The 20,818-nt window shown below is 68.0% G+C and carries 23 protein-coding genes; 19 read left to right on the top strand and 4 right to left on the bottom strand.

Annotation, left to right across the window (positions count from 1 at the left end; translation table 11 throughout):
* Positions 1–5: 5 nt before the first annotated feature.
* Positions 6–947 (bottom strand): hydroxymethylbilane synthase, encoded by a 942-nt coding sequence (gene hemC / locus IEJ03_RS00665; protein WP_192035852.1) that lies wholly within the window; start codon positions 945–947, stop codon positions 6–8.
* 200 nt (positions 948–1,147) lie between these two features.
* Between hemC and argH the strand changes: the two genes are divergently transcribed.
* The 8 genes from argH to IEJ03_RS00625 all read left to right on the top strand — a co-directional run bounded on the left by argH (position 1,148) and on the right by IEJ03_RS00625 (position 7,784).
* A complete protein-coding gene (argH, locus tag IEJ03_RS00660) occupies positions 1,148–2,551 on the top strand; it encodes an argininosuccinate lyase (protein WP_192035851.1) in 1,404 nt (467 codons plus the stop codon).
* A 1-nt stretch (position 2,552) separates the two neighbouring features.
* Positions 2,553–2,732 (top strand): lipoprotein, encoded by a 180-nt coding sequence (locus tag IEJ03_RS00655; protein ID WP_242458008.1) that lies wholly within the window; start codon positions 2,553–2,555, stop codon positions 2,730–2,732.
* Between the two features lie 2 nt (positions 2,733–2,734).
* Positions 2,735–4,009: a diaminopimelate decarboxylase gene (gene lysA, locus IEJ03_RS00650; protein WP_192035850.1), complete on the top strand. Its 1,275-nt coding sequence runs from the start codon at positions 2,735–2,737 to the stop codon at positions 4,007–4,009.
* Entirely contained in the window at positions 4,009–4,842 is an 834-nt protein-coding gene (gene dapF, locus IEJ03_RS00645) for a diaminopimelate epimerase (RefSeq protein WP_192035849.1), read from the top strand. Before lysA ends, dapF begins: the two co-directional genes overlap by 1 nt.
* 69 nt (positions 4,843–4,911) lie before the next feature.
* Positions 4,912–5,649 carry a DUF484 family protein gene (locus IEJ03_RS00640; RefSeq protein WP_192035848.1) on the top strand — a complete coding sequence of 246 codons (738 nt, stop codon included), beginning with the start codon at positions 4,912–4,914 and terminating at the stop codon, positions 5,647–5,649.
* On the top strand, positions 5,627–6,559 hold the full coding sequence (locus IEJ03_RS00635; RefSeq protein WP_242458007.1) for a tyrosine recombinase XerC: 933 nt from the start codon (positions 5,627–5,629) through the stop codon (positions 6,557–6,559). The genes IEJ03_RS00640 and IEJ03_RS00635 overlap by 23 nt, the downstream gene beginning before the upstream one ends.
* Entirely contained in the window at positions 6,556–7,311 is a 756-nt protein-coding gene (locus IEJ03_RS00630; protein ID WP_192035847.1) for an HAD family hydrolase, read from the top strand. Before IEJ03_RS00635 ends, IEJ03_RS00630 begins: the two co-directional genes overlap by 4 nt.
* A 113-nt stretch (positions 7,312–7,424) precedes the next feature.
* A complete protein-coding gene (locus tag IEJ03_RS00625; protein ID WP_192035846.1) occupies positions 7,425–7,784 on the top strand; it encodes a hypothetical protein in 360 nt (119 codons plus the stop codon).
* Positions 7,785–7,894: 110 nt separating this feature from the next.
* On the opposite strand, the gene yihA is transcribed toward IEJ03_RS00625, so the two are convergent.
* Positions 7,895–8,512 carry a ribosome biogenesis GTP-binding protein YihA/YsxC gene (gene yihA, locus IEJ03_RS00620; RefSeq protein WP_192035845.1) on the bottom strand — a complete coding sequence of 206 codons (618 nt, stop codon included), beginning with the start codon at positions 8,510–8,512 and terminating at the stop codon, positions 7,895–7,897.
* A gap of 220 nt (positions 8,513–8,732) precedes the next feature.
* Here yihA and IEJ03_RS00615 point away from each other — a divergent pair, with 220 nt between their 5' ends.
* The 6 genes from IEJ03_RS00615 to IEJ03_RS00590 all read left to right on the top strand — a co-directional run bounded on the left by IEJ03_RS00615 (position 8,733) and on the right by IEJ03_RS00590 (position 14,499).
* Positions 8,733–9,347 (top strand): c-type cytochrome, encoded by a 615-nt coding sequence (locus IEJ03_RS00615; protein WP_192035844.1) that lies wholly within the window; start codon positions 8,733–8,735, stop codon positions 9,345–9,347.
* A gap of 256 nt (positions 9,348–9,603) precedes the next feature.
* Positions 9,604–10,242 (top strand): thiol:disulfide interchange protein DsbA/DsbL, encoded by a 639-nt coding sequence (locus tag IEJ03_RS00610; RefSeq protein WP_192035843.1) that lies wholly within the window; start codon positions 9,604–9,606, stop codon positions 10,240–10,242.
* A gap of 16 nt (positions 10,243–10,258) precedes the next feature.
* Entirely contained in the window at positions 10,259–11,119 is an 861-nt protein-coding gene (locus IEJ03_RS00605) for an endonuclease/exonuclease/phosphatase family protein (protein WP_242458006.1), read from the top strand.
* 159 nt (positions 11,120–11,278) lie between these two features.
* A complete protein-coding gene (locus IEJ03_RS00600; protein ID WP_192035842.1) occupies positions 11,279–11,833 on the top strand; it encodes a TRAP transporter small permease subunit in 555 nt (184 codons plus the stop codon).
* Entirely contained in the window at positions 11,833–13,236 is a 1,404-nt protein-coding gene (locus IEJ03_RS00595) for a TRAP transporter large permease subunit (protein WP_192035841.1), read from the top strand. The genes IEJ03_RS00600 and IEJ03_RS00595 overlap by 1 nt, the downstream gene beginning before the upstream one ends.
* A 156-nt stretch (positions 13,237–13,392) precedes the next feature.
* Positions 13,393–14,499 (top strand): TRAP transporter substrate-binding protein, encoded by a 1,107-nt coding sequence (locus tag IEJ03_RS00590; RefSeq protein ID WP_192035840.1) that lies wholly within the window; start codon positions 13,393–13,395, stop codon positions 14,497–14,499.
* Between the two features lie 74 nt (positions 14,500–14,573).
* On the opposite strand, the gene IEJ03_RS00585 is transcribed toward IEJ03_RS00590, so the two are convergent.
* Positions 14,574–15,008: a YqaA family protein gene (locus tag IEJ03_RS00585; protein WP_192035839.1), complete on the bottom strand. Its 435-nt coding sequence runs from the start codon at positions 15,006–15,008 to the stop codon at positions 14,574–14,576.
* 66 nt (positions 15,009–15,074) lie between these two features.
* Between IEJ03_RS00585 and thiD the strand changes: the two genes are divergently transcribed.
* The 4 genes from thiD to dtd all read left to right on the top strand — a co-directional run bounded on the left by thiD (position 15,075) and on the right by dtd (position 18,134).
* Positions 15,075–15,914 (top strand): bifunctional hydroxymethylpyrimidine kinase/phosphomethylpyrimidine kinase, encoded by an 840-nt coding sequence (thiD, locus tag IEJ03_RS00580; RefSeq protein WP_192035838.1) that lies wholly within the window; start codon positions 15,075–15,077, stop codon positions 15,912–15,914.
* 152 nt (positions 15,915–16,066) lie between these two features.
* Positions 16,067–16,912 (top strand): universal stress protein, encoded by an 846-nt coding sequence (locus tag IEJ03_RS00575; RefSeq protein WP_192035837.1) that lies wholly within the window; start codon positions 16,067–16,069, stop codon positions 16,910–16,912.
* Between the two features lie 140 nt (positions 16,913–17,052).
* Entirely contained in the window at positions 17,053–17,643 is a 591-nt protein-coding gene (locus tag IEJ03_RS00570) for a chalcone isomerase family protein (RefSeq protein WP_192035836.1), read from the top strand.
* Positions 17,644–17,696: 53 nt separating this feature from the next.
* Positions 17,697–18,134 (top strand): D-aminoacyl-tRNA deacylase, encoded by a 438-nt coding sequence (gene dtd / locus IEJ03_RS00565; protein ID WP_192035835.1) that lies wholly within the window; start codon positions 17,697–17,699, stop codon positions 18,132–18,134.
* 14 nt (positions 18,135–18,148) lie between these two features.
* Here dtd and IEJ03_RS00560 read toward each other — a convergent pair whose 3' ends face one another.
* Positions 18,149–20,107: an ATP-binding cassette domain-containing protein gene (locus IEJ03_RS00560; protein WP_192035834.1), complete on the bottom strand. Its 1,959-nt coding sequence runs from the start codon at positions 20,105–20,107 to the stop codon at positions 18,149–18,151.
* Between the two features lie 75 nt (positions 20,108–20,182).
* Between IEJ03_RS00560 and IEJ03_RS00555 the strand changes: the two genes are divergently transcribed.
* On the top strand, positions 20,183–20,752 hold the full coding sequence (locus IEJ03_RS00555; protein ID WP_192035833.1) for a TIGR02444 family protein: 570 nt from the start codon (positions 20,183–20,185) through the stop codon (positions 20,750–20,752).
* Positions 20,753–20,818: the final 66 nt, after the last annotated feature.

Below are 20,818 nucleotides of genomic sequence, written 5' to 3'. Positions count from 1 at the left end.
CGTCATCAGGCGTCGCCGTAGACTCGGGCGAGGATATCGCCGGCACCCTGCTCGAGCAGGTCCTCGGCGACGCGGATGCCCAACGCCTCGGGCTCTTCCGCCGAGCCCCGCCCCTCGGCGCGAAGCACCTCGGTGCCTTCGGGGTTACCCACCAGGGCACGCAGCCACAGGGTGCGGCCGCCGTCCTCGAAGACCGCATGACCACCGATCGGTACCTGGCAGCCGCCCTCGAGGCGGGTGTTCATGGCGCGCTCGGCGCGCACCCGGGCGGCGGTATCGGGGTCGTCCAGCGGCGCCAGTAGCCGCACCAGCTCGGCATCGTCGGTACGACACTCGATGCCGAGCGCCCCCTGGCCGCAGGCCGGCAGGCTGATCTCGGGCGGCATGTCCTGGGCGATGCGGTCCTGAAGCCCCAGCCGCTTGAGGCCGGAGGTGGCGAGAATGATGGCATCGAACTGCCCCTCGTCGAGCTTGCGCAACCGCGTCTGGACGTTGCCGCGCAGGCTCAGCACCTCGAGGTCCGGGCGCGCCTCGCGCACCTGCAGGCCGCGCCGCAGGCTCGAGGTGCCGACGCGAGCGCCCTCGGGCAGCTCGGCAAGCGAGGCGTAGTGGTTGGAGACGAAGGCATCGGTGGGCTCGGCGCCCTCGAGGATCACCGACAGTCCCAGCCCCTCCGGGAAGTGCATCGGAACGTCCTTCATCGAGTGCACGGCGATGTCGGCGCGACCGTCGAGCATGGCGTCCTCGAGCTCCTTGACGAACAGGCCCTTGCCGCCGACCTTGGCCAGCGGTGTGTCGAGGATCTTGTCACCGCGGGTGGACATGGCGACCAGCTCGACCTCGAGCCCGGGGTGCAGGGCCATCAGGCGGTCACGCACATGCTCGGCCTGCCAGAGGGCGAGGAGACTCTTGCGGGTGGCGATGCGTAGGGATGTCGTGGCGGACACAGCGATCTCCAATCGGGGCGGTGGCGGGGCGAGGGGCCCACGCCGGCAATATCGACATCATAAAGCACCCGCCGGGGCAGGAAAAATGCGCCCCTCGGCGCACCCGGCGGGGGGCGAGGGGCGGCGTGGCCAGCCCCGCCGACTCTGGTACACTCCGGAGTCATACTCTCATGCTACTTCACAGCGGGATTGCCAGTCCGATGACGACGTCTACCAATCAGTCCTGGGGCGGTCGCTTCAGCGAGCCCACCGATGCCTTCGTCGAGCGTTTCACCGCCTCGGTGGATTTCGACCAGCGCCTCTATCATCACGATATCCGCGGTTCCATCGCCCACGCCACCATGCTCGAGCGGGTCGGCGTGCTGACGACCGAGGAGCGCGACGCCATTCTCGCGGGCCTTGGCGAGATCGAGCAGGAAATCGCCGAGGGCCGCTTCGCCTGGTCGGTGAAGCTCGAGGACGTGCACATGAACATCGAGGCGCGACTGACCGAGAAGATCGGCATCACCGGCAAGAAGCTGCACACCGGGCGCTCGCGCAACGACCAGATCGCCACCGATATCCGCCTCTACCTGCGCGACGAGATCGACGCGGTGAGCGCCGAGCTTGGCCGCCTGCGTGAAGGGCTGATCGAGCTGGCCGCCGGTGAAGCCGACACCATCATGCCCGGTTTCACCCACCTGCAGACCGCTCAGCCGGTGACCTTCGGCCACCATCTGCTGGCCTGGCAGGAGATGCTGGCCCGGGATCACGAGCGCCTGCTCGACTGCCGAAAGCGCGTCAACGTGATGCCGCTGGGCGCCGCGGCACTGGCCGGCACCACCTTCCCCATCGACCGTCACGTCACCGCCGAGCTGCTCGGCTTCGAGCGGCCCAGCGAGAACAGCCTGGATTCCGTGAGCGATCGCGACTTCGCCATCGAGTTCACCTCCTTCGCCAGCCTGCTGCTGATGCACCTGTCGCGCATGAGCGAGGAACTGGTGCTGTGGACCAGCGCCCAGTTCGACTTCATCGACCTGCCCGACCGCTTCTGCACCGGCTCCTCGATCATGCCGCAGAAGAAGAACCCGGACGTGCCGGAGCTGGTACGCGGCAAGAGCGGGCGTGTCTACGGCCACCTGATGAGCCTGCTGACTCTGATGAAGTCGCAGCCGCTGGCCTACAACAAGGACAACCAGGAAGACAAGGAACCGCTGTTCGATACCCTCGACACCGTCCAGGGCTGCCTCAAGGCCTTCGCCGACATGGTGCCGGCCATCGAGGCCAAGGCCGACAGCATGTATGAAGCCGCGCGCAAGGGCTTCTCCACCGCCACCGACCTCGCCGACTACCTGGTGCGCAAGGGCGTGGCCTTCCGCGATGCCCACGAGATCGTCGGTCAGTCGGTGGCCTTCGGGCTCAAGGAAGGCAAGGACCTGTCCGAGATGACCCTCGATGAGCTCAAGCAGTTCTCCGACATCATCGGCGACGACGTCTTCGAGGTGCTGACCCTGGAGGGCTCGGTGGCCGCCCGCAACCACATCGGCGGCACCGCCCCGGATCAGGTCCGCGCCGCCGCCCAGCGTGCCCGCGAGGCCCTGGCCGCCCTACGGAGCGAGGGCTGAGATGAGAACCGAGATGCGCGCCCTGCCAACCCTCGCGCTCGCGGCCCTGCTGCTCGCCGGCTGCGGTCAGAAGGGCCCGCTGTACCTGCCCGCAGACCGCGCCACCAATGACGCCGCCGTCTCGCCCGGCGGCGAGACTCGCGACGACGCCGCCCCCGACGCACCCGAAGACGAGAGCTGAGCATGGATCATTTCGACTACCGCAACGGCGTGATGCACGCAGAAGACGTGCCCCTGGCCACGGTCGCCGAGCGCTTCGGCACGCCCTGCTACGTCTACTCCCGGGCCACCCTGGAGCGGCACTTCCGCGCCTACGCCGAGGCGCTGGGCAGCCATCCGCACCTGATCTGCTATGCGGTCAAGGCCAACTCCAACCTGGCCGTGCTCAACGTGCTGGCCCGCCTCGGCGCCGGGTTCGACATCGTCTCCCGGGGCGAGCTCGAGCGCGTGATCGCTGCCGGCGGTGACCCCGCCAAGGTGGTGTTCTCCGGCGTCGCCAAGCAGGAAGACGAGATGGCCCGAGCCCTGGAACTCGGCATCAAGTGCTTCAACGTCGAATCGCTGCCCGAACTCGAGCGCCTCAACGCCGTCGCCGGCCGGCTCGGCAAGGTGGCGCCGGTGTCGCTGCGGGTCAATCCCGACGTCGACGCCGGCACCCATCCCTATATCTCCACCGGTCTCAAGGACAACAAGTTCGGCATCCCGGTGGACGAGGCCCTGGCCGCCTACGAGCGCGCCGCCGCCCTGCCCCACCTCGAGGTGGTCGGCGTCGACTGCCATATCGGCTCCCAGCTCACCGAACTCGCCCCCTTCCTCGATGCCCTCGACCGCCTGCTGGTCCTGCTGGGTCGCCTCGAGGAGCGTGGCATCCGAGTCGAGCACCTGGATCTCGGCGGCGGCCTCGGCGTGCCCTACCAGGGCGAGCGTCCGCCCGAGCCCTTCGCCTATGCCTCCGCACTGCTTGAGCGCCTGGCCAGCCACGGCGGCCGCTCGCTGACCCTGCTGTTCGAGCCGGGCCGTTCGATCGCCGCCAACGCGGGGGTGATGCTGACCCGGGTCGAGTTCCTGAAGCCCGGCGAGACCAAGAACTTCGCCATCGTCGACGCGGCCATGAACGACCTGATCCGCCCGGCGCTCTACCAGGCCTGGCAGGCGATCCTGCCGGTGGACACCCGCCAGGCTCGCGAGAGCGCCACCTATGACGTGGTCGGCCCGGTCTGTGAGACCGGCGACTTCCTCGGCAAGGAGCGCGAGCTGGCCATCGCCCCGGGCGATCTGCTGGCAGTGCGCTCGGCGGGCGCCTACGGCTTCGTGATGGCCTCGAACTACAACAGCCGTCCGCGCCCCGCCGAGGTCATGGTCGACGGCGAGGCGATGCACCTGGTGCGCCGCCGCGAGCACATCGAAGAGCTGTGGACCGGCGAGGCGCTGCTTCCCGATGGCCCGGAGGCATGCTGATGCTGTTGCATTTCACCAAGATGCACGGGCTCGGCAACGACTTCATGGTCGTCGACCTGATCACCCAGCGGGCCCGGCTGCGCGACGAGCAGATCCGTGAGCTGGCCGATCGCCACTTCGGCATCGGCTTCGATCAGCTGCTGATCGTCGAACCGCCGCTGGACCCGGACATGGACTTCCGCTACCGGATCTTCAACGCCGACGGCAGCGAGGTGGAGAACTGCGGCAACGGCGCCCGCTGCTTCGCCCGCTTCGTACGCGACCAGCGCCTGACCCACAAGCACGAGATCCGGGTCGAGACCCGCGGCGGCCCCCTGACCCTCAAGGTCGAGAGCGACGGCCGGGTCAGCGTCGACATGGGCGTGCCGCGCTTCACACCCCAGAGCCTGCCGTTCGAGGCCGACGAGGACCGGCTGCGCCATCGCCTCGATGTCGATGGCGAGACGCTGGAGATCGGTGTGGCCTCGTTGGGCAACCCCCATGCGGTGCTCGCGGTCGAGGACGTCGACACGGCGCCAGTTGCCCGCCTGGGGCCGGCGATCGAAGCCCACCCGCGCTTCCCGCGTCGAGTCAACGCAGGCTTCATGCAGGTGGTCTCGCCCCACGAGATCCGCCTGCGGGTCTTCGAGCGCGGCAGCGGCGAGACCCTGGCCTGCGGCACCGGCGCCTGCGCGGCGGTGGCCTGCGGCATCCGCCAGGGCCGGCTCGAGAGCCCGGTCACCGTGCACCTGCCCGGCGGCGACCTGACCATCGCCTGGCCGAGCGTTGATGCGCCTTTGGTCATGACCGGGCCGGCGGTGCGTGTCTTCGACGGACGGGTCGCGCTAAGCTGATCCCGCGCCGCCATCCCGATGGGCTGGCAAGACGAGCATGGCGAAACGTGACGACAGAAGGAGTGCCCCATGGCCGGTGCCAAGATCCCCGAACCGCGCCAGACCCTGGACCCGGAGATGGTCGCCCACTGGCTGGCGCGCCACCCGGACTTCTTCGAGGGGCGCGAGGGCCTGTTGCAGCAGCTCAAGGTGCCGCACCCGGAGGCCCGGGGTGCCACCTCGCTGCTCGAGCGCCTGGTTCACGACCTGCGCGGCCGCGCCGAGACCGCCGAATGGCGCCTCGAGACGCTGCTGGACTCGGCGCGCCACAACGAGGCTCAGTACCGGCGCACCCGGGAACTGGTGCTGGCGCTGCTGGAGACCGAGAGCAACGATGACCTGGGCCAGGCACTGGCCCGGGAGCTCAGCGAGCGCTTCCAGACGCCGACGGTAGCGCTGTGGAGCCCAGCGAGCCTGAGCGACGGCGAAGCCACCCCGCCCCAGGCGCCGCGCCAGGTGCTCGACAGCGCCGCCGAGGCGCGCCTCTCGGCGCTGCTCGATGGCCGCGCCAGCCGCTGTACGCGCCTCTCGGCCACCGACTGGAAGCGCCTGCTGCCCCATGCCCAGGCATCCGGCCAGGGCGGCTCCTGCGCCCTGGCCCGCCTGGCCCTGGGCGAGCCGCTGGGCTACCTGGTACTGGCGAGCCCCGACCCGGATCATTTCAAGGCGAGCCTCGACACCCTGTTCACCGAATACCTGGGCGAGGTGGTGGCCCGACTGCTGGTCCGCCACGCGCCACCACCTCATGAACCGCCCCGCCATGCCTGAGCCGGGCCTCGAGGCGCCGCTGACGGCCTTCCTCGAGACCTTGGCACGCCATGCAAGCCCGGCCACCGTGGATGCCTATCGGCGCGACCTGGCCCGCTTTCGCGCCTTCGCCGAGGACGCCGGGCTCGCCTCCTGGTCGGCGCTGGATGCGGGCATGGTGCGCCGCTTCCTTGGCCAGGAACGCAGTCGTGGGCTGGCACCGAGGAGCCTCGCCCGGCGCCGGGCGGCCCTGTCGCGCTTCGCCGAGGCACTGAGACGCGACGGCGTGCTCGCCCACAACCCGGTCGCGTTGACCGCCTCGCCGCGCCAGCCCCAGCACCTGCCACGCCCGGTGGATGTCGACCAGCTGGCGCACTTCCTGGACACCCCCCATGACGAGAGCCCGCTGGCGCGGCGCGACCAGGCCATGCTGGAGCTTTTGTATTCCAGCGGCCTGCGCCTGGCCGAGCTGGCCGCGCTGGATCTCACCGATCTCGAGTCCGCCCGGGTGCGGGTGGTCGGCAAGGGCGGTAAGCCCCGTCAGGTACCGGTAGGGCGACGCGCCGCCATGGCCCTGGCCGCCTGGCTCGAGGTCCGCGGTCAGTGGGCCGCAGGCGGAGAGCCCGCCCTGTTCGTTAGCCGGCGAGGCGCGCGGCTCGGTCATCGCGCCATTCAGCTACGTCTCGCGACACTCGCCCGGGAGCGCGGCCTCGCCGAGCACCTGCACCCGCACCGGCTGCGCCACTCCTTCGCCAGTCACCTGCTGGAATCCAGCCAGGACCTGCGCGCGGTGCAGGAGCTGCTCGGCCACGCCCACCTGTCGACAACTCAGGTCTACACCCGCCTCGACTGGCAGCACCTGGCCACCAGCTATGATGCCGCTCACCCGCGGGCGCGGCGCCGCCCGCCGTCCGACGAGGGACTCCCATGACCCATGCCCGGCCGCTCACGGCCCTGACCTTCGATCTCGATGACACCCTGTGGGACAACGGCCAGGTCATGGCCCATACCGAGACCGGCCACTACGCCTGGCTCGACGCGGCCCTGACCACCTGGCACGGCGCCCGGCTCGGCACTCTGGGGCGCTTCGGCGAGCGCTTCCCGCTGACCGCCTATCAGCAACGCCGCGGCGAGCTGGCCACGCGCAATCCGCTTCGGCGGGGCGACTTCACCTGGATTCGCCAGCAGAGCCTCTATGAGCTGCTGATCGAATATGGGCTGGAGGCGGCCGAGGCCCGGCGCTGGGCCACCGCCGCCATGGAAGAGTTCATGACCCTGCGTCATCGCCTGACCCCCTACCCCGAGGTCGAGCCGCTGCTCACGCGACTGGGCACGCAGTTTCGCCTCGCCGCCGTGACCAACGGCAATGTCGATCTGGACCGGCTGCCCCTGGCGCATCACTTCCCGGTGCGCATCGCCGCCGGCGAGCTGCAGGCCCCCAAGCCCGATGCCCGACCCTTCCTGGCCGCCCTGTCACGCCTGCAGGCGACGCCCGCCCAGGCGCTGCATGTGGGAGATTCCTGGGATGAAGACGTACTGCCGGCTCAGCGCCTGGGCATGCGGGTGGCCTGGATCGACAAACGTGACGTGGGGCTACCGGCGAGCCTGTCAGGCGTGTACCGGCTGACGCATGTACGGGAGTTGCAGGCGCTGATCGAACGCCTGGCGACGGGAGATCGCTGAGGGGGCACTGAGAAGCGCCGAGCCGCTAGTGTGGTGAAAGGCCGCGACCGCCTTGTACAAATCACGACTCGACACCATACTCCTGTACAGCATATGTACAGGAGGCAGCCCTCATGCACCTGCGAGATTGCGGCACCTGGCCCAGGGCCGCCCTGGCCCCGAGCCTCGTCATTGCCCTGACGCTGGGCGGGAGCCCGGCAGGAGCCCCTTCCCTCTACCCGACGTCCCTGGCCGGGCAGGCGTCCAGTATCGCGCCGATATCGGCTTCGCTGCGCCCGGCGACTGACCCGGCAGACACCACGCAGGGGTCAAGCGTCTGGCGGCATGGGCAGGCGGAAGGGGATGGCAGCTGGCACGGTCAGGCCGAGCGCGACCCGGCCGAAGCCGCCGCCTGCGGTCACGAGTGCCTGAAGCGGCTGCGCCTGCAGCTGCTGGAGCATCACCGCGAGGCGGCCCCGATCTGGGTGTTCTAACCTAGAGTTCTAGCTAGGGGGCTTCTGGTCAGGGGGCTGACTCGCCCCACGGCGAGAAGGCACACAACGACGCACGACCGGACGAGGCCCGCGGTGCGCATTGAGTCGGATCAGTCCGTCTCGTCGCCCACCAGCCAATCATCCAGCTGCTGATGCACCTCATCGACGCCCTGCCGCTTGAGGGCGGAGAACAGCTGCACCGTCACCAGATCTTCCCACTCCCGCAGCCGGCCGCGCACATTGTGCAGGGCGTTCTTGGCCACGCCGGGCTTCAGCTTGTCGGCCTTGGTCAGCAGGATGCGTACCGGCATGTCCTTGTCGTCGGCCCAGCCCAGCATCATTTCATCGAATTCGGTCAACGGATGACGCACGTCCATCAGCAGCACCAGGCCCTTGAGCGAGCCGCGCTCCTGCAGGTACTCGGCCAGGTGGCGCTGCCACTCGAGCTTGACCTGCTCCGGCACCTTGGCATATCCATAACCGGGAAGGTCCACCAGACGGCGTTCCTCGCCATTGGCGAGGCCGAAGAAGTTGATCAGCTGCGTACGTCCCGGCGTCTTGGAGGTTCGCGCCAGTGCCTTCTGTTGCGTCAGGGCGTTGATGGCGCTGGACTTGCCGGCGTTGGAGCGGCCGGCGAAGGCCACTTCCACCCCCGTGTCCGGCGGGCACTTGGCCAGCGTCGGCGCACTGGTGAGAAAGCGGGCAGTCTGATAGTTGAGACGCGGCATGGGCGATGGGTGTCCTGAGGCTTGACGGCGACGATCGGTCAATTCAAGTTGTCAATGGAAGGGGATATACTGCAGTGGCTTATGACTGCGTCCTGGGGCAGGCTAGTGTACCACCGCGCTCTCGCCGATCGCGAGCCGTGCCCTGCAAGGCCGCGCCCGCGTCGTGGCGTTCCCTCAGGGGTCGTACCGGCCAATCATGTACCGGCATAGTGGATACGCGATGAGAAAGTTACTGGCAAGCTTGGCACTGACCCTGGGCGCCATCGGCGTCGCTCACGCCGACCTCGAGGGCGATCCGGCCGCGGGCCGCGAGATGGCGCAGAGCTGCGCCGCCTGTCATGGTGCCGAAGGCATCAGTGCCGTGGGCATGTTCCCGAACCTCGCCGGCCAGCAGGCCTCCTACCTGACCAAGCAGATCATGAACATTCGCGACGGCGAGCGCGTCGTGGCCCAGATGGCCGGGCAGGTCGACAACTATTCCGATCAGGACGCCGCCGACGTGGCCGCCTACTTCGCCAACATGACGCCGAATCTCGGTCAGGTCGAGGCCGACGACGAGGTGATCGCCCGGGGCGAGGAACTGTACCGGGCCGGCGACATGGCCAAGGGCATTCCCGCCTGTGCCGCCTGTCACAGCCCCACCGGCCAGGGCATCGGCACGGCGGTCTATCCGGCGCTGTCGGGCCAGAAGACCGACTATCTCGTCTCCACCCTACAGGACTTCGCGGCCGGCGAGCGCGCCAACGACCCCAGCGCCATCATGCGCACCATCGCCGCCAAGATGAGCGATCGCGACATGCAGGCGGTCTCCCAGTACGTGCTGGGCCTCCACTGAGCTGCCGCCCACCACCTGCCCCGAAAGCGGATATACTGAGGGCGGCCCTCGGGCCGTCCTCTGCATGTCAGGGGACGGCGGTTCGAGGCTTCATCTCAAGGGCAGCACTTCAGGGGGCATCGCTAATGGAACCCTGTCGACCGGTCGGGTTCAAAGCCAGTGGCCGGGGCTCACCCCACCGGCATTTCCTGTTACCTTTGTGGCTATTACGGTCGGATTCGCGATCCGAGCCAGCCTTTCACGGAGATTTTTTCGCATGTTCAAGACCCTCAGCGTTGCCCTCTTAGGCCTTAGCATGTCCACGCTGGCCCTGGCGGCCCCACCGGTCGCCGGCGAACACTACGAGGTACTGGATGAGCCGGTACCGACCCGCGTCGAGGATGGCCAGATCGAGGTCACCGAGGCCTTCTGGTATGGCTGCCCGCATTGCTACAAGCTCGAGGACCCGCTCAACGCCTGGGTCGCCGAACTGCCCGATGACGTCAGCTTCCAGCGCATGCCGGCCACCATGGGCGGCACCTGGAATCGTCATGCGGTGGCCTTCTACGCCGCCGAGCAGCTGGGCATCCAGGAGGAGATTCATGACGACTTCTTCGATGCGATCCACGAGGGTGGCCAGCAACTGACCGATACCGACGAGATCGCCGACTTCTTCAGCGATTATGGTGTCAGCGAGGAGGAAGCCCAGAGCGCGCTGACCTCCTTCGGGGTCAAGAGCCAGGTCAACCAGGCACACGCCCGCATGCGCGCCATGCGCCTGATGGGGGTCCCGGCCCTGATCGTCGACGGTCGCTACGTGATCACCCCGTCCAGCGCCGGCAGCCTCGAGAACATGCCGCAGATCGCCGGCGCCCTGGTCGATCAGGTCCGCGAGGCACGCGACGACGCCTCATGAGCGAGAAGGCAGTGTCATGGCACACGATGACCTGGCGAAGAGCCCTGCGATGACCCTTGCTCAGCGTCGTGCCCTGTCCAGCGCCGAGGGCCACCCGCCGCACTCGGGTGGCCATCACCTGCGCCTGCTGACCTTCAACCTGCAGGTCGGCATCCAGACCTCGGCCTACCACCACTACCTGACCCGCAGCTGGCAGCACCTGCTGCCACACCCGCGTCGCCTCGACCGCCTGGCGATGATGAGCGAGGTCTTAAGGGACTTCGACCTCGTCGGCCTGCAAGAGGTCGACGGCGGCAGCTTTCGCTCCGGCCACGTCAATCAGGTCGAATACCTGGCTCAGCAGGCCGGCTTTCCCCATCACTATCAGCAGCTCAACCGCAACCTGGGCCGGGTCGCCCAGCACAGCAATGGGCTGCTCTCGCGGCTCTCCCCCACGCGCCTCGAGGAACATCGCCTGCCCGGCACCCTGCCCGGGCGGGGCGCCATCCATGCCCAGTTCGGCGCGGGGCCCGATGCCCTGCACCTGTTCGTCGCCCACCTGGCGCTCGGCTATCGGACCCGTGCCCGTCAGCTGGATTATCTGAGCGATATCATCACGCCGCTGCGCCATGTGGTGGTGATGGGGGATCTCAACTGCACACCCGACCAGCTGCATGCCCACTCGCGGTTCTGCTCGTCCCTGCCGCTGCATCCGGTGCGCCCCCCGCTGAGCTATCCCTCCTGGCAGCCCCGCCGGGCACTGGACCATATCCTGCTGTCCACCTCCCTCAAGGCCGACGAGGTCCGCGTCCTCGACCGCCTCTTCTCCGACCACCTGCCCATCGCCGTCGATGTGCGCCTGCCGGAAGCCTGTTTCGCCTCACTGGGCAATAGGTAAGACCAATGCGTTCGACCAATGGATAAGTCCTTGGCATAACAGCGCTTGCGCAAATCACGTACACTCACCGACCATAGTGGTACCGACCACCCGCCATGGCCGACCTCGCTGGCGCGCCCATGGCGATGACTCCCGTTGGACACCCAGAGCGAGACTCCCATGCCCTCTTCATCCACGCTGCCGGGCATCGTTGCCAGGCTCGACCAGGCCTCGGACTGGCTGGGCCGAAGCCTGTCCTGGCTGATCCTGATCATGATGCTGATCCAGTTCCTGATCGTGGTGCTGCGCTACGCCTTCAACTTCAACAGCATCCCCATGCAGGAATCGGTGATGTACATGCACGCCACCGTCTTCATGCTGGCCGCGGGCTATACCCTGAAGCACGACGGCCATGTGCGGGTGGATATCTTCTATCGCGCCATGACGGCGCGGAAGAAGGCGCTCGTTGACCTGCTCGGCACCCTCTTCCTGCTGGTCCCGGTGATGGTCTTCGTGATCCTGACCAGCCTGGGCTATGTCGGCAAGTCCTGGGCGATCCTCGAGGGCTCACCGGAGTCCGGCGGCATCCCAGGCATCTTCCTGCTCAAGACGCTGATTCCGCTATTCGCCGGCCTGATGCTGATGCAAGGGCTCGTCGAGGTGGTGCGCAACGCCATGATCTTCACCGGGCGCCTGGCGCCGACCCACGATGACGACGCCGAGGAACTGCTGTAATGCTGGAATTCATGCCCCTGATCCTGTTCGCCGTCATCTGCGTGGTGCTGATGTTCGGCTTCCCGGTCGCCCTGTCTCTCGCCGGCACCGCCCTGGCCTTCGCCGGGCTCGGCATGGGCCTCGAGGCAGTCGGCATCGATGCCCATTTCGATGGCGGCTTCCTCTCGGCCTTCCCCAACCGCCTCTACGGCATCATGACCAACCAGACCCTGCTGGCGGTGCCGCTGTTCGTGCTGATGGGGGTCCTGCTCGAGAAGTCGAAGGTCGCCGAGACCCTGCTCGACGCCATGGCGCTGCTGTTCGGCTCGATGCGCGGTGGGCTGGGCATCTCGGTGACCCTGGTCGGCATGCTGCTGGCGGCCTCCACCGGCATCGTCGGCGCCACCGTGGTGACCATGGGTCTGCTGTCGCTGCCGACCATGCTCAAGCGCGGCTATAGCATGCCGCTGGCCACCGGCACCATCTGCGCCACCGGCACCCTGGGCCAGATCATCCCGCCCTCGATCGCCCTGGTGCTGCTCGGCGACGTGCTGTCGTCCGCCTACCAGCAGGCGCAGCTGTCGATGGGCATCTTCAGCCCCAAGACCGTCTCGGTGGGCGATCTGTTCATGGGTGCCCTGGTGCCCGGCCTGATCCTGGTGGCGCTCTATATCGCCTATGTCACCTTCATCGCCTGGCTCAAGCCCGAGGCGGCGCCGCCCGCCGATCGCGAGGAGCTGATGGCGGAGCTGGGCCACCAGGGCAGCCTGTTCACGCTGCTGCTCAAGGGGCTGGTACCGCCGATCGTGCTGATCATCGCGGTGCTGGGTTCGATCCTCGGCGGCTTCGCCACCCCCACCGAGGCCTCGGCGGTGGGTGCCTTCGGCGCCCTGGTGCTGGCCCTGGCCTACCGGCAGCTGGACTTCGAGACCCTCAAGGATGCCCTGCGCTCCACCGCGCATGTCACCACCATGGTGTTCCTGATCCTGATCGGCGCGGCGCTGTTCTCGCTGGTGTTCCGCGCCTTCGGCGGCGAGGAACTGATCCACGAGGTCTTCAACAACATGCCCGGCGGCGTGGTGGGCGCCACTCTGGTGGTGATGGTGGTGATCTTCCTGCTCGGCTTCATCCTCGACTTCATCGAGATCACCTTCGTGGTGGTGCCGATCGTGGGGCCGATCCTGCTGGCCATGGGCCTCGACCCGATCTGGCTCGGCATCATGATCGCCATCAACCTGCAGACCTCGTTCCTGACGCCACCCTTCGGCTTCGCGCTCTTCTACCTGCGCGGCGTGGCGCCGGAGTCGGTGCCGACCTCGGCCATCTATCGCGGGGTCATGCCGTTCATCGCCTTGCAGTTGGCCATGCTGGTCGCCCTGGCCTTCTTCCCGGAGCTCGCCACCTGGCTGCCGGCGCAATTCTGACCGATGCTTAACACCATATAAGAAGATCATGAAGTCTCCCCGGCACCCTCGGGTGCCGGCTTCGGGCCCCGGCCCGATTCGCATGCCGGTCCGCCTCGGCGGGCCTCTCGCAACACAATTCGCACAACGATGCGCACAACAACGAGAGGAAGTCGCATGAAACTCAAGTCACTCGTCGCCGCCGTGGCACTCGGCACCGCTGCCTCCGGCCTGTTCCTGGTCTCCGGCGTGGACAACACCGCAAAGGCTCAGGAAACCTTCGAATGGAAGATGGTCACCTCCTGGCCGAAGAACTTCCCGGGCGTCGGCCAGGGGCCGGAGCGCCTCGCCAAGCTGGTGGATGAAATGTCCAACGGCCGCCTGACCATCAACGTCTTCGGCGCCGGCCAGCTGGTGCCGGGCTTCGAGGTGTTCGATGCCGTGTCCGAAGGCACCGCCGAACTGGGCCACTCCGCCTCCTACTACTGGAAGGGCAAGGCGCCGGCCGCCCAGTTCTTCGCCGCCGTGCCGTTCGGCATGAACGCCCAGGAAATGAACGCCTGGCTGCACTACGGCGGCGGCATGGAACTGTGGAACGAGCTCTACGAGCCGTTCGGGGTCGATGTGATGGTCGCTGGCGCCTCCGGCGTGCAGATGGGCGGCTGGTTCAACAAGGAGATCAACTCCACCGCCGACCTCGAGGGCCTGAAGATGCGCATGCCGGGCCTCGGCGGCGAGGTCATGGACCAGATGGGCGTGGCCATCGTCAACATGCCGGGCGGCGAGATCTTCACCTCGCTGCAGTCCGGCGCCATCGATGCCACCGAGTGGATCGGCCCGTACAACGATCTGGCCTTCGGCCTCTATCAGGCCGCCGACTACTACTACTACCCGGGCTGGCACGAGCCGACCGTGATGTTCGAGGCGATCGTCAACGAGGAGGCCATGGCCTCACTGCCGGCCGACCTGCAGGCGATCCTCAAGACCGCGATTCGTGACGTCAACGGCGACATGCTCGACGAGTACACCGCGCGCAACAACGACGCCCTCGAGACACTGCTCAACGAGCATGACGTCGAACTGCGTCGCCTGCCGGACGATGTCCTGGCCAAGGCCAAGGAGCTGTCCGCCGGGGTGGTCGCGGAGCTTGGCGAGTCCAGCGACATGGCCAAGAAGATTTACGACTCCTACACCAGCTTCCAGGATAAGGTCGTGAACTACCACGCCATCTCCGAGCAGGCCTACTACAACGCCCGCAATCCCGAGGGCGACACCACCGAGTAAGGCGAGCGCCGGATCGATCAGGGCCACCCACGGGTGGCCCTTTTTTGTGCTCGGCAGCTCGCCTCATGCCTCGTTCATCCCGCACACAGCGGCGCCAGGAAGCGCTCCGCCAGCCATAGCAGCAGGGCGTAACGCCCGCCCTTGGCGAGGAGTATCCACAGCGTGGCCCGCCACCAGGGCAGCCGGAAGAGGCCGGCCAGCACCGTCAGCGGGTCGCCGATCACCGGCATCCAGGCCAGTAGCAGGCTCGCCTCGCCGAGACGCCGATACCCCCGTTCAGCCCGGGCCAGTGCCTTGGGGGAGGCCGGAAACCAGCGCCGGTGTTGATAGTGGCGGGCATAGCGCCCCAGAGCCACGTTGATCAGGCTGCCCAGGGTATTGCCGGCGGTCGCCAGGCTCCACAAGGCCAGTGGCGGATCACCCTGGCACCACAGCCGGGCCAGCCACAGCTCGGAGCCCCCGGGCAGCAGGGTGGCGCTGGCCAGCGCCACCAGGAAGAGCCCTAGCATGGCGCCCCGCCCCGCCCGTGCAGTAGGCTAGGCGCTCCCGTCCACTCCGATGTTGTCTGTACCGCCATGACCGACTCCTCTGCCGTGCCCTCGATTCCCCATGTGTTGACCATCGCCGGCTCCGATCCCAGCGGTGGCGCCGGCCTGCAGGCCGACCTCAAGACCTTCTCCGCGCTGGGTGCCTACGGCACCAGCGTGGTCACCGCTCTCACCGCCCAGAGCACCCGGGGCGTCACCGGGGTGCATCCGGTGCCGGCGCCGGTGATCGCCGAGCAGCTGGCGACCCTGCTCGACGACGTGCATATCGACGCGGTCAAGATCGGCATGGTCGCCGACCGGGAGGTCGCCGAGACCATCGCCGCGGCGCTCAGGCGCCACCGGCCGCGCTGGATCGTGCTAGACCCGGTGATGGTGGCCAAGAGCGGCGACCCCCTGGTCGATGCCGCCGGCATCCAGGCGGTGCGCGAGGTGCTGGTGCCGCTGTCCGACGTGATCACCCCCAACCTGCCCGAGGCCGCGGTGCTGCTCGATGGTGAGGTGCCCAAGAGCCCCGACGCCATGGAGGCGATGCTGCCCGGCCTCAAGGCGCTCAAGGCGCCCTATGTGCTGCTCAAGGGCGGGCATCTCGATGGCACCGACTGTCCGGACCTGCTGGCCACCCCCACCGGCAGCGCCTGGCTACCGGCTCCCAGGCTTGCCACCGACAACCTGCACGGTACCGGCTGCACGCTCTCCTCGGCGATCGCCGCCCGGCTGGCGCGTCTGCCGGGCGGCGCGCCCGAGGCCGATATCGTCGAGGCCATCGGCGAGGCCAAGCGCTGGCTGCATGCCGCGCTGGCGGCCAGCCATCGCCTGCAGGTCGGAAAGGGGCGCGGCCCGGTGCACCATTTCCACGCCTGGTGGTGAGGCGAGGGCAGCCGCTGCCGAGCGCACGCGCGGCAGCGGCAAGATCAGCGGCAGGCGCCCTGATCCGCCTTGCAGGGACCAGCAACTACCACCATGCTGAAACCTGCCTGCCCCGCGCCGGTCGATGCGCGAGACGATGAGGGAGGGAGACCATGACTCACACCCTGCTGTTCGCCTGTGACCTGTCCGCCGAGAACCGCGCCGCTTTCGGCCGGGCCATCCGCCTGGCGCTGGAGACCGGCGCCCGCCTCGACGTGATCCATGTCCTCGACCCCTACCTGCCCCATGCGGCCCTGCACGACCTGGAGCAGGCGGTGATCGCCGAGATGGAGCGCATGCTCACCGACATCCGCGAGGATTACGCGCTCCCCGCTCCGGAGTGCCTGATCCAGACGGTGACCGGCGCGCCCTATGCCGAGATCATCCGCGAGGCGCACGAGCGCGAGGTCGAGATGATCGTGATGGGCGCCCATCGCAAGCGTGGCCAGCCCGATCTGGTCGTCGGCACCACCCTGGCCCGGGTGCTGCGCGGCGCGCCCTGCCCGGTGGTCTCGGTCAGCCATCCGCCCACCCAGACCTGGCGCGACATCCTGGTGCCGGTGGACTTCTCCCTGACCTGTCGCAACGCCCTTCGCGAGACCCTCAGGCGCTTTCCCTCTGCGCACCTGACCCTTTTGCATGCCTGGGAGTTGCCCGGCGAGCGTGAGCTCGGCTCGACGCCGAACTACGCCCAGTGGCGCGATACCCGCGTGCGCCAGCTGCACCGCCAGCTGCAGGCCGAGATCGAGACCCTGATGGCGGAGCTCGACGACGTGCCGGAGCTGGAGTTGGAGCTCGAGCAGGGCAGCCCCCAGGAGGTGCTGATGAACCGCCTGCGCCGCCAGCCGCCCGACCTGCTGGCGCTGGGCAGCCGCGGGGAGTGGCAGGCCAGGGGCCAGCTCAGCGAACGGCTGATGGCCGAGCCCCACTGCGACGTGATGGTCTGTCGCGCCTGGTAAGCGCCTACGTTCATACGTACGGAAGCACGCAAGACCGTCAGTACGGCTACCAGGTGCGTCGGCCCGCCCTCGGCCTGTGACAGAACCTTTCCAGGGTCCTCGTGTCTGTACAGGGTGAACACCCTGCTGGAGAGAGTCGCATGCCACGCCCCCTGTCCCGATCTGGCCCCCTGACGGCATGGCTGCTGGCCATAGCCATTGCTCCTGTCGCCCTCGCCCCTGCCGCCCTTGCCCAGGAGCAGGTCGAGGTAGAAGGCGTCGCCTTTCCCCTGCAGCTCGAGCAGCAGGGACAGGCGTATCGGCTGGTCGGCAGCGGCCTGTTTCGCTACCTGATCTGGGATGCCTACGCCGGCGCCTATTACCAGGCCAGCGATGCCCTCACGCCGGCGCCTCAATCGGAGGTACCGCGACGCCTGGAGCTTCACTACTTCCATGCCATCGACGCCGAGGACTTCGCCGAGGTCACCAAGGACACCCTGCGCGACACCCTGGGCAACGACGCCTATCAACAGATTCGCCGCCGGGTCGAGGCCTTCAGCCGTGAGTATCGGGACGTCGCCCCGGGCGATCGCTACACCCTCAGCTGGGATGGCGAGACCCTCGGCCTGGCGCTCAATGGCGAGACGCTCTTTAGGGACGGCGATCTGCCCCTGGCCAATGCCCTGTTCGGCATCTGGCTCGGCGACGCGCCGCTCGGGAATGACTTCCGCGACGCCCTGCTGGGGCGCTGAACCGGCGCCATGCTAGGCTGCCCCTCGTTCATCAAGCCAAGGGGGAAACCGCCATGAGAGCCTTGATTCAGCGCGTCAGCCACGCTCGCGTCAGCGTGGCCGGTCGCGAGACCGGGAGCATCGACCAGGGCCTTGCCGTGCTGGTCGGCGTCGAGCGCGACGACGACGAGGCGCGGGCCGACAAGCTGCTGCACAAGCTGCTGCACTACCGGGTCTTCGGCGACGCCGACGACAAGATGAACCTCAACCTGCAACAGGTCGAGGGTGGGCTCCTGCTGGTCTCCCAGTTCACCCTGGCCGCCGACACGGGCAAGGGGCTGCGGCCGAGCTTCTCCCGCGCCGCGCCCCCCGCCGAGGGCGAGCGCCTTTACCACTACCTGGTCGAGGCGGCCCGCACGCGCTGGCCGAGGGTCGCCTGCGGCGAGTTCGGCGCCGACATGCAGGTCGAGCTCACCAACGACGGGCCGGTGACCTTCCTGCTGGAAACCTGATCGCGGCCGAGTGCTCAGGCATCGGCCAGCAGTGCCTGCTCCTGGGCTTCCATGGCTTCTGCCGCCTCCATCCAGCGCTCCTCCAGGTCTTGCTGACGGCTGGTCAGCTCGGCCTGACGGGAAAGCTTCCGGGCCAGTTCATCCTTGCGTGCGGGATCGGTATAGAGCTCGGCATCGGCAAGCTCCGCCTCGAGCGCCGTGAGTGCCTCGACGACCTGATTGAGCTCCTTCTCGGCCTTATCGCACTCGCGCTTGAGCGGGCGCAGCTTCTCGCGCAGCTCCGCCGCGGCGCGACGCTGCGCCTTGCGGTCATCCTTCTGCACGCCGTTTGAGGCGGCTCTGGTGGCACTGTCCTCGGCCTTGTCGGCCCGGGCCTCGCGGCGATCGTCCTCGAGGCGCTGCTTCAGCCAGGCGCGATAGTCGTCGAGATCACCATCGAAGGGCGTCACGCGATGGTCAGCCACCCGCCAGAATTCATCGACGGTGGCCCGCAACAGGTGGCGATCGTGAGAGACGATAATCACCGTGCCCTCGAAGCCCGCCAGGGCCTCGGTCAGGGCCTCCCGCATCTCGAGATCCAGGTGGTTGGTGGGCTCGTCGAGCAACAGCAGGTTGGGCTTCTGCCAGGCCACCAGCGACAGCGCCAGCCGCGCCTTCTCGCCCCCGGAGAAGCTGCCGACCCGGGCGAAGATGTCATCGCCACGAAAGCCGAAGCCACCGAGGAAGTTGCGAATCTCCTGGTCGCTGGCGGTGGGCGAAAGCCGCTGCACGTGCAGGAAGGGCGTGGCGGCGAGATCCAGCCCCTCGAGCTGATGCTGGGCGAAGTAGCCGATGGCCAGGTGCTCGCCGGCGACGCGCTTGCCGGCGAGTGGTGCAAGCTCGCCGGTCAGCGACTTGATCAGGGTCGACTTGCCGGCGCCGTTGGGCCCCAGCAGGCCGATGCGCTGCCCCGGCAGCAGGGTCAGCTTGACGTCGTCGAGCTGGACCCGCTCGCCGTCCTCGGTGCGATAACCCAGCCGCGCCTCGTCGAGCACCAGCAGCGGGTGCGAGGTCTTGTCGGCGGCGGGCAGGGTGAAGTGGAAGGGCGAATCCACATGCGCCTGAGCCACGGTGCCCATGCGCTCGAGCATCTTCAGCCGGCTCTGGGCCTGACGGGCCTTGGTGGCCTGGGCGCGAAAGCGCGCCACGAACCGCTCGATCTCCGCGCGGCGGGCCTGGAGCTTGGCGGCCTCGGCCTGCTGTTGGGCGAGCTTTTCGGCACGGGTGCGCTCGAAGGTCGAGTAGTTGCCGCGATACAGGGTCAGCCGCTGCTGGTAGAAGTGCACGATGTGATCGCAGACCGCGTCCAGAAAGTCCCGGTCGTGGGAAATCAGCAACAGGGTGCCGGGGTAGCGGGCGAGCCACTGCTCGAGCCACAGCAGGGCATCGAGGTCCAGGTGGTTGGTCGGCTCATCGAGCAGCAGCAGATCGGAGGGCATGAACAGGGTACGGGCCAGGTTCACCCGCATCCGCCAGCCGCCCGAGAAATCCGACAGCGGACGCTCCAGATCGCCCTGATCGAAGCCGAGACCGACCAGCAGCTGTGAAGCCCGTGCCCGGGCGCTATAGCCGTCCAGCGCCTCGATGGTGCCGTGCAGCTCGGCCTCACGATGGACATCCCCGCTTTCCTGAGCCGCGGCCAGGGCCCGCTCGGTGGAGCGCAGCTCATGATCGCCATCGAGCACATAGTCGACGATAGCGCCGTCCAACGACTCGATCTCCTGATCCATGTGAGCGATACGCTGGCCGCCGGACATCTCCAGCTGCCCCTTGTCGGGGGCCAGCTCGCCGAGCAGCAGCTTGAACAGGCTCGACTTGCCGGCGCCGTTGGCGCCGACGATGCCGGCCTTGTGGCCGTCGTGCAGGGTCAGGTCGGCATCCTCGACCAGCGTCTGGGTCCCGCGTTGCAGACTGAGTTGACGCAGTGCAATCATGCCTGACTCCGGAGTCTCAAAAAATTTGCGCCCCACCCTTCGGTCAACCCCTCAGGCGGCGACGACACCATGAGCATGAATTCTACCGAATTGCGCCGACACTTGCGGGCCCCAAATGGACACGATGACGCCACGCCCCCTTGGCGGCTGTCGTTATGGGACTTCGCCCTGGCCTTCTACGCCCGGCCCGGCATCGAGGCCGCCTGCCTCACGCTGCAGGACGGCGCCGGCCTGGACGTCAACGCCCTGCTGTGGGCCTGCTGGCTCGATGCCCATGACCTGACGCCCGAGGCAGAGCTTGCCAACGACGATCATCCCCTGTGGACCGAGCTAAGGGCCTGGCAACGCGAGATCACCCTCCCCCTGCGCCGCCAGCGCCGAGCCCTCAAGAAGCAAGCCCTCGCCAACCCCGCCATCGCCGAGCTACGCGAGACGATCAAGCATGCCGAGCTGCTCTCCGAGCGCGAGGCGCTTGCGCGACTGGAGGCCATCGCCTCCGCGGGACAGGGCATCAGGCCCTTGGGCGAGGGGGACCCGGGCCTCGCCAGACGCCTCGGCGCCTGGCTGCCGGCCCCGACGTTTCCCCACCTGCGGGCCCTGTGCCGCCTGCAGGCACGGCTTGACCCCCCCACTCCATCGGACTAGTGTTTTAGTAGGAAGACCTTATTAAATTCGCCGTGTTACGGCTGAATGTTACGGTCGAATGCTACG

The organism is Halomonas sp. YLGW01, from assembly GCF_014840935.1.
GTDB lineage: Bacteria > Pseudomonadota > Gammaproteobacteria > Pseudomonadales > Halomonadaceae > Onishia.
The sequence above is the reverse complement of the archived record's forward strand: the minus strand, read 5'-3'. Positions and strand labels throughout refer to the sequence as shown.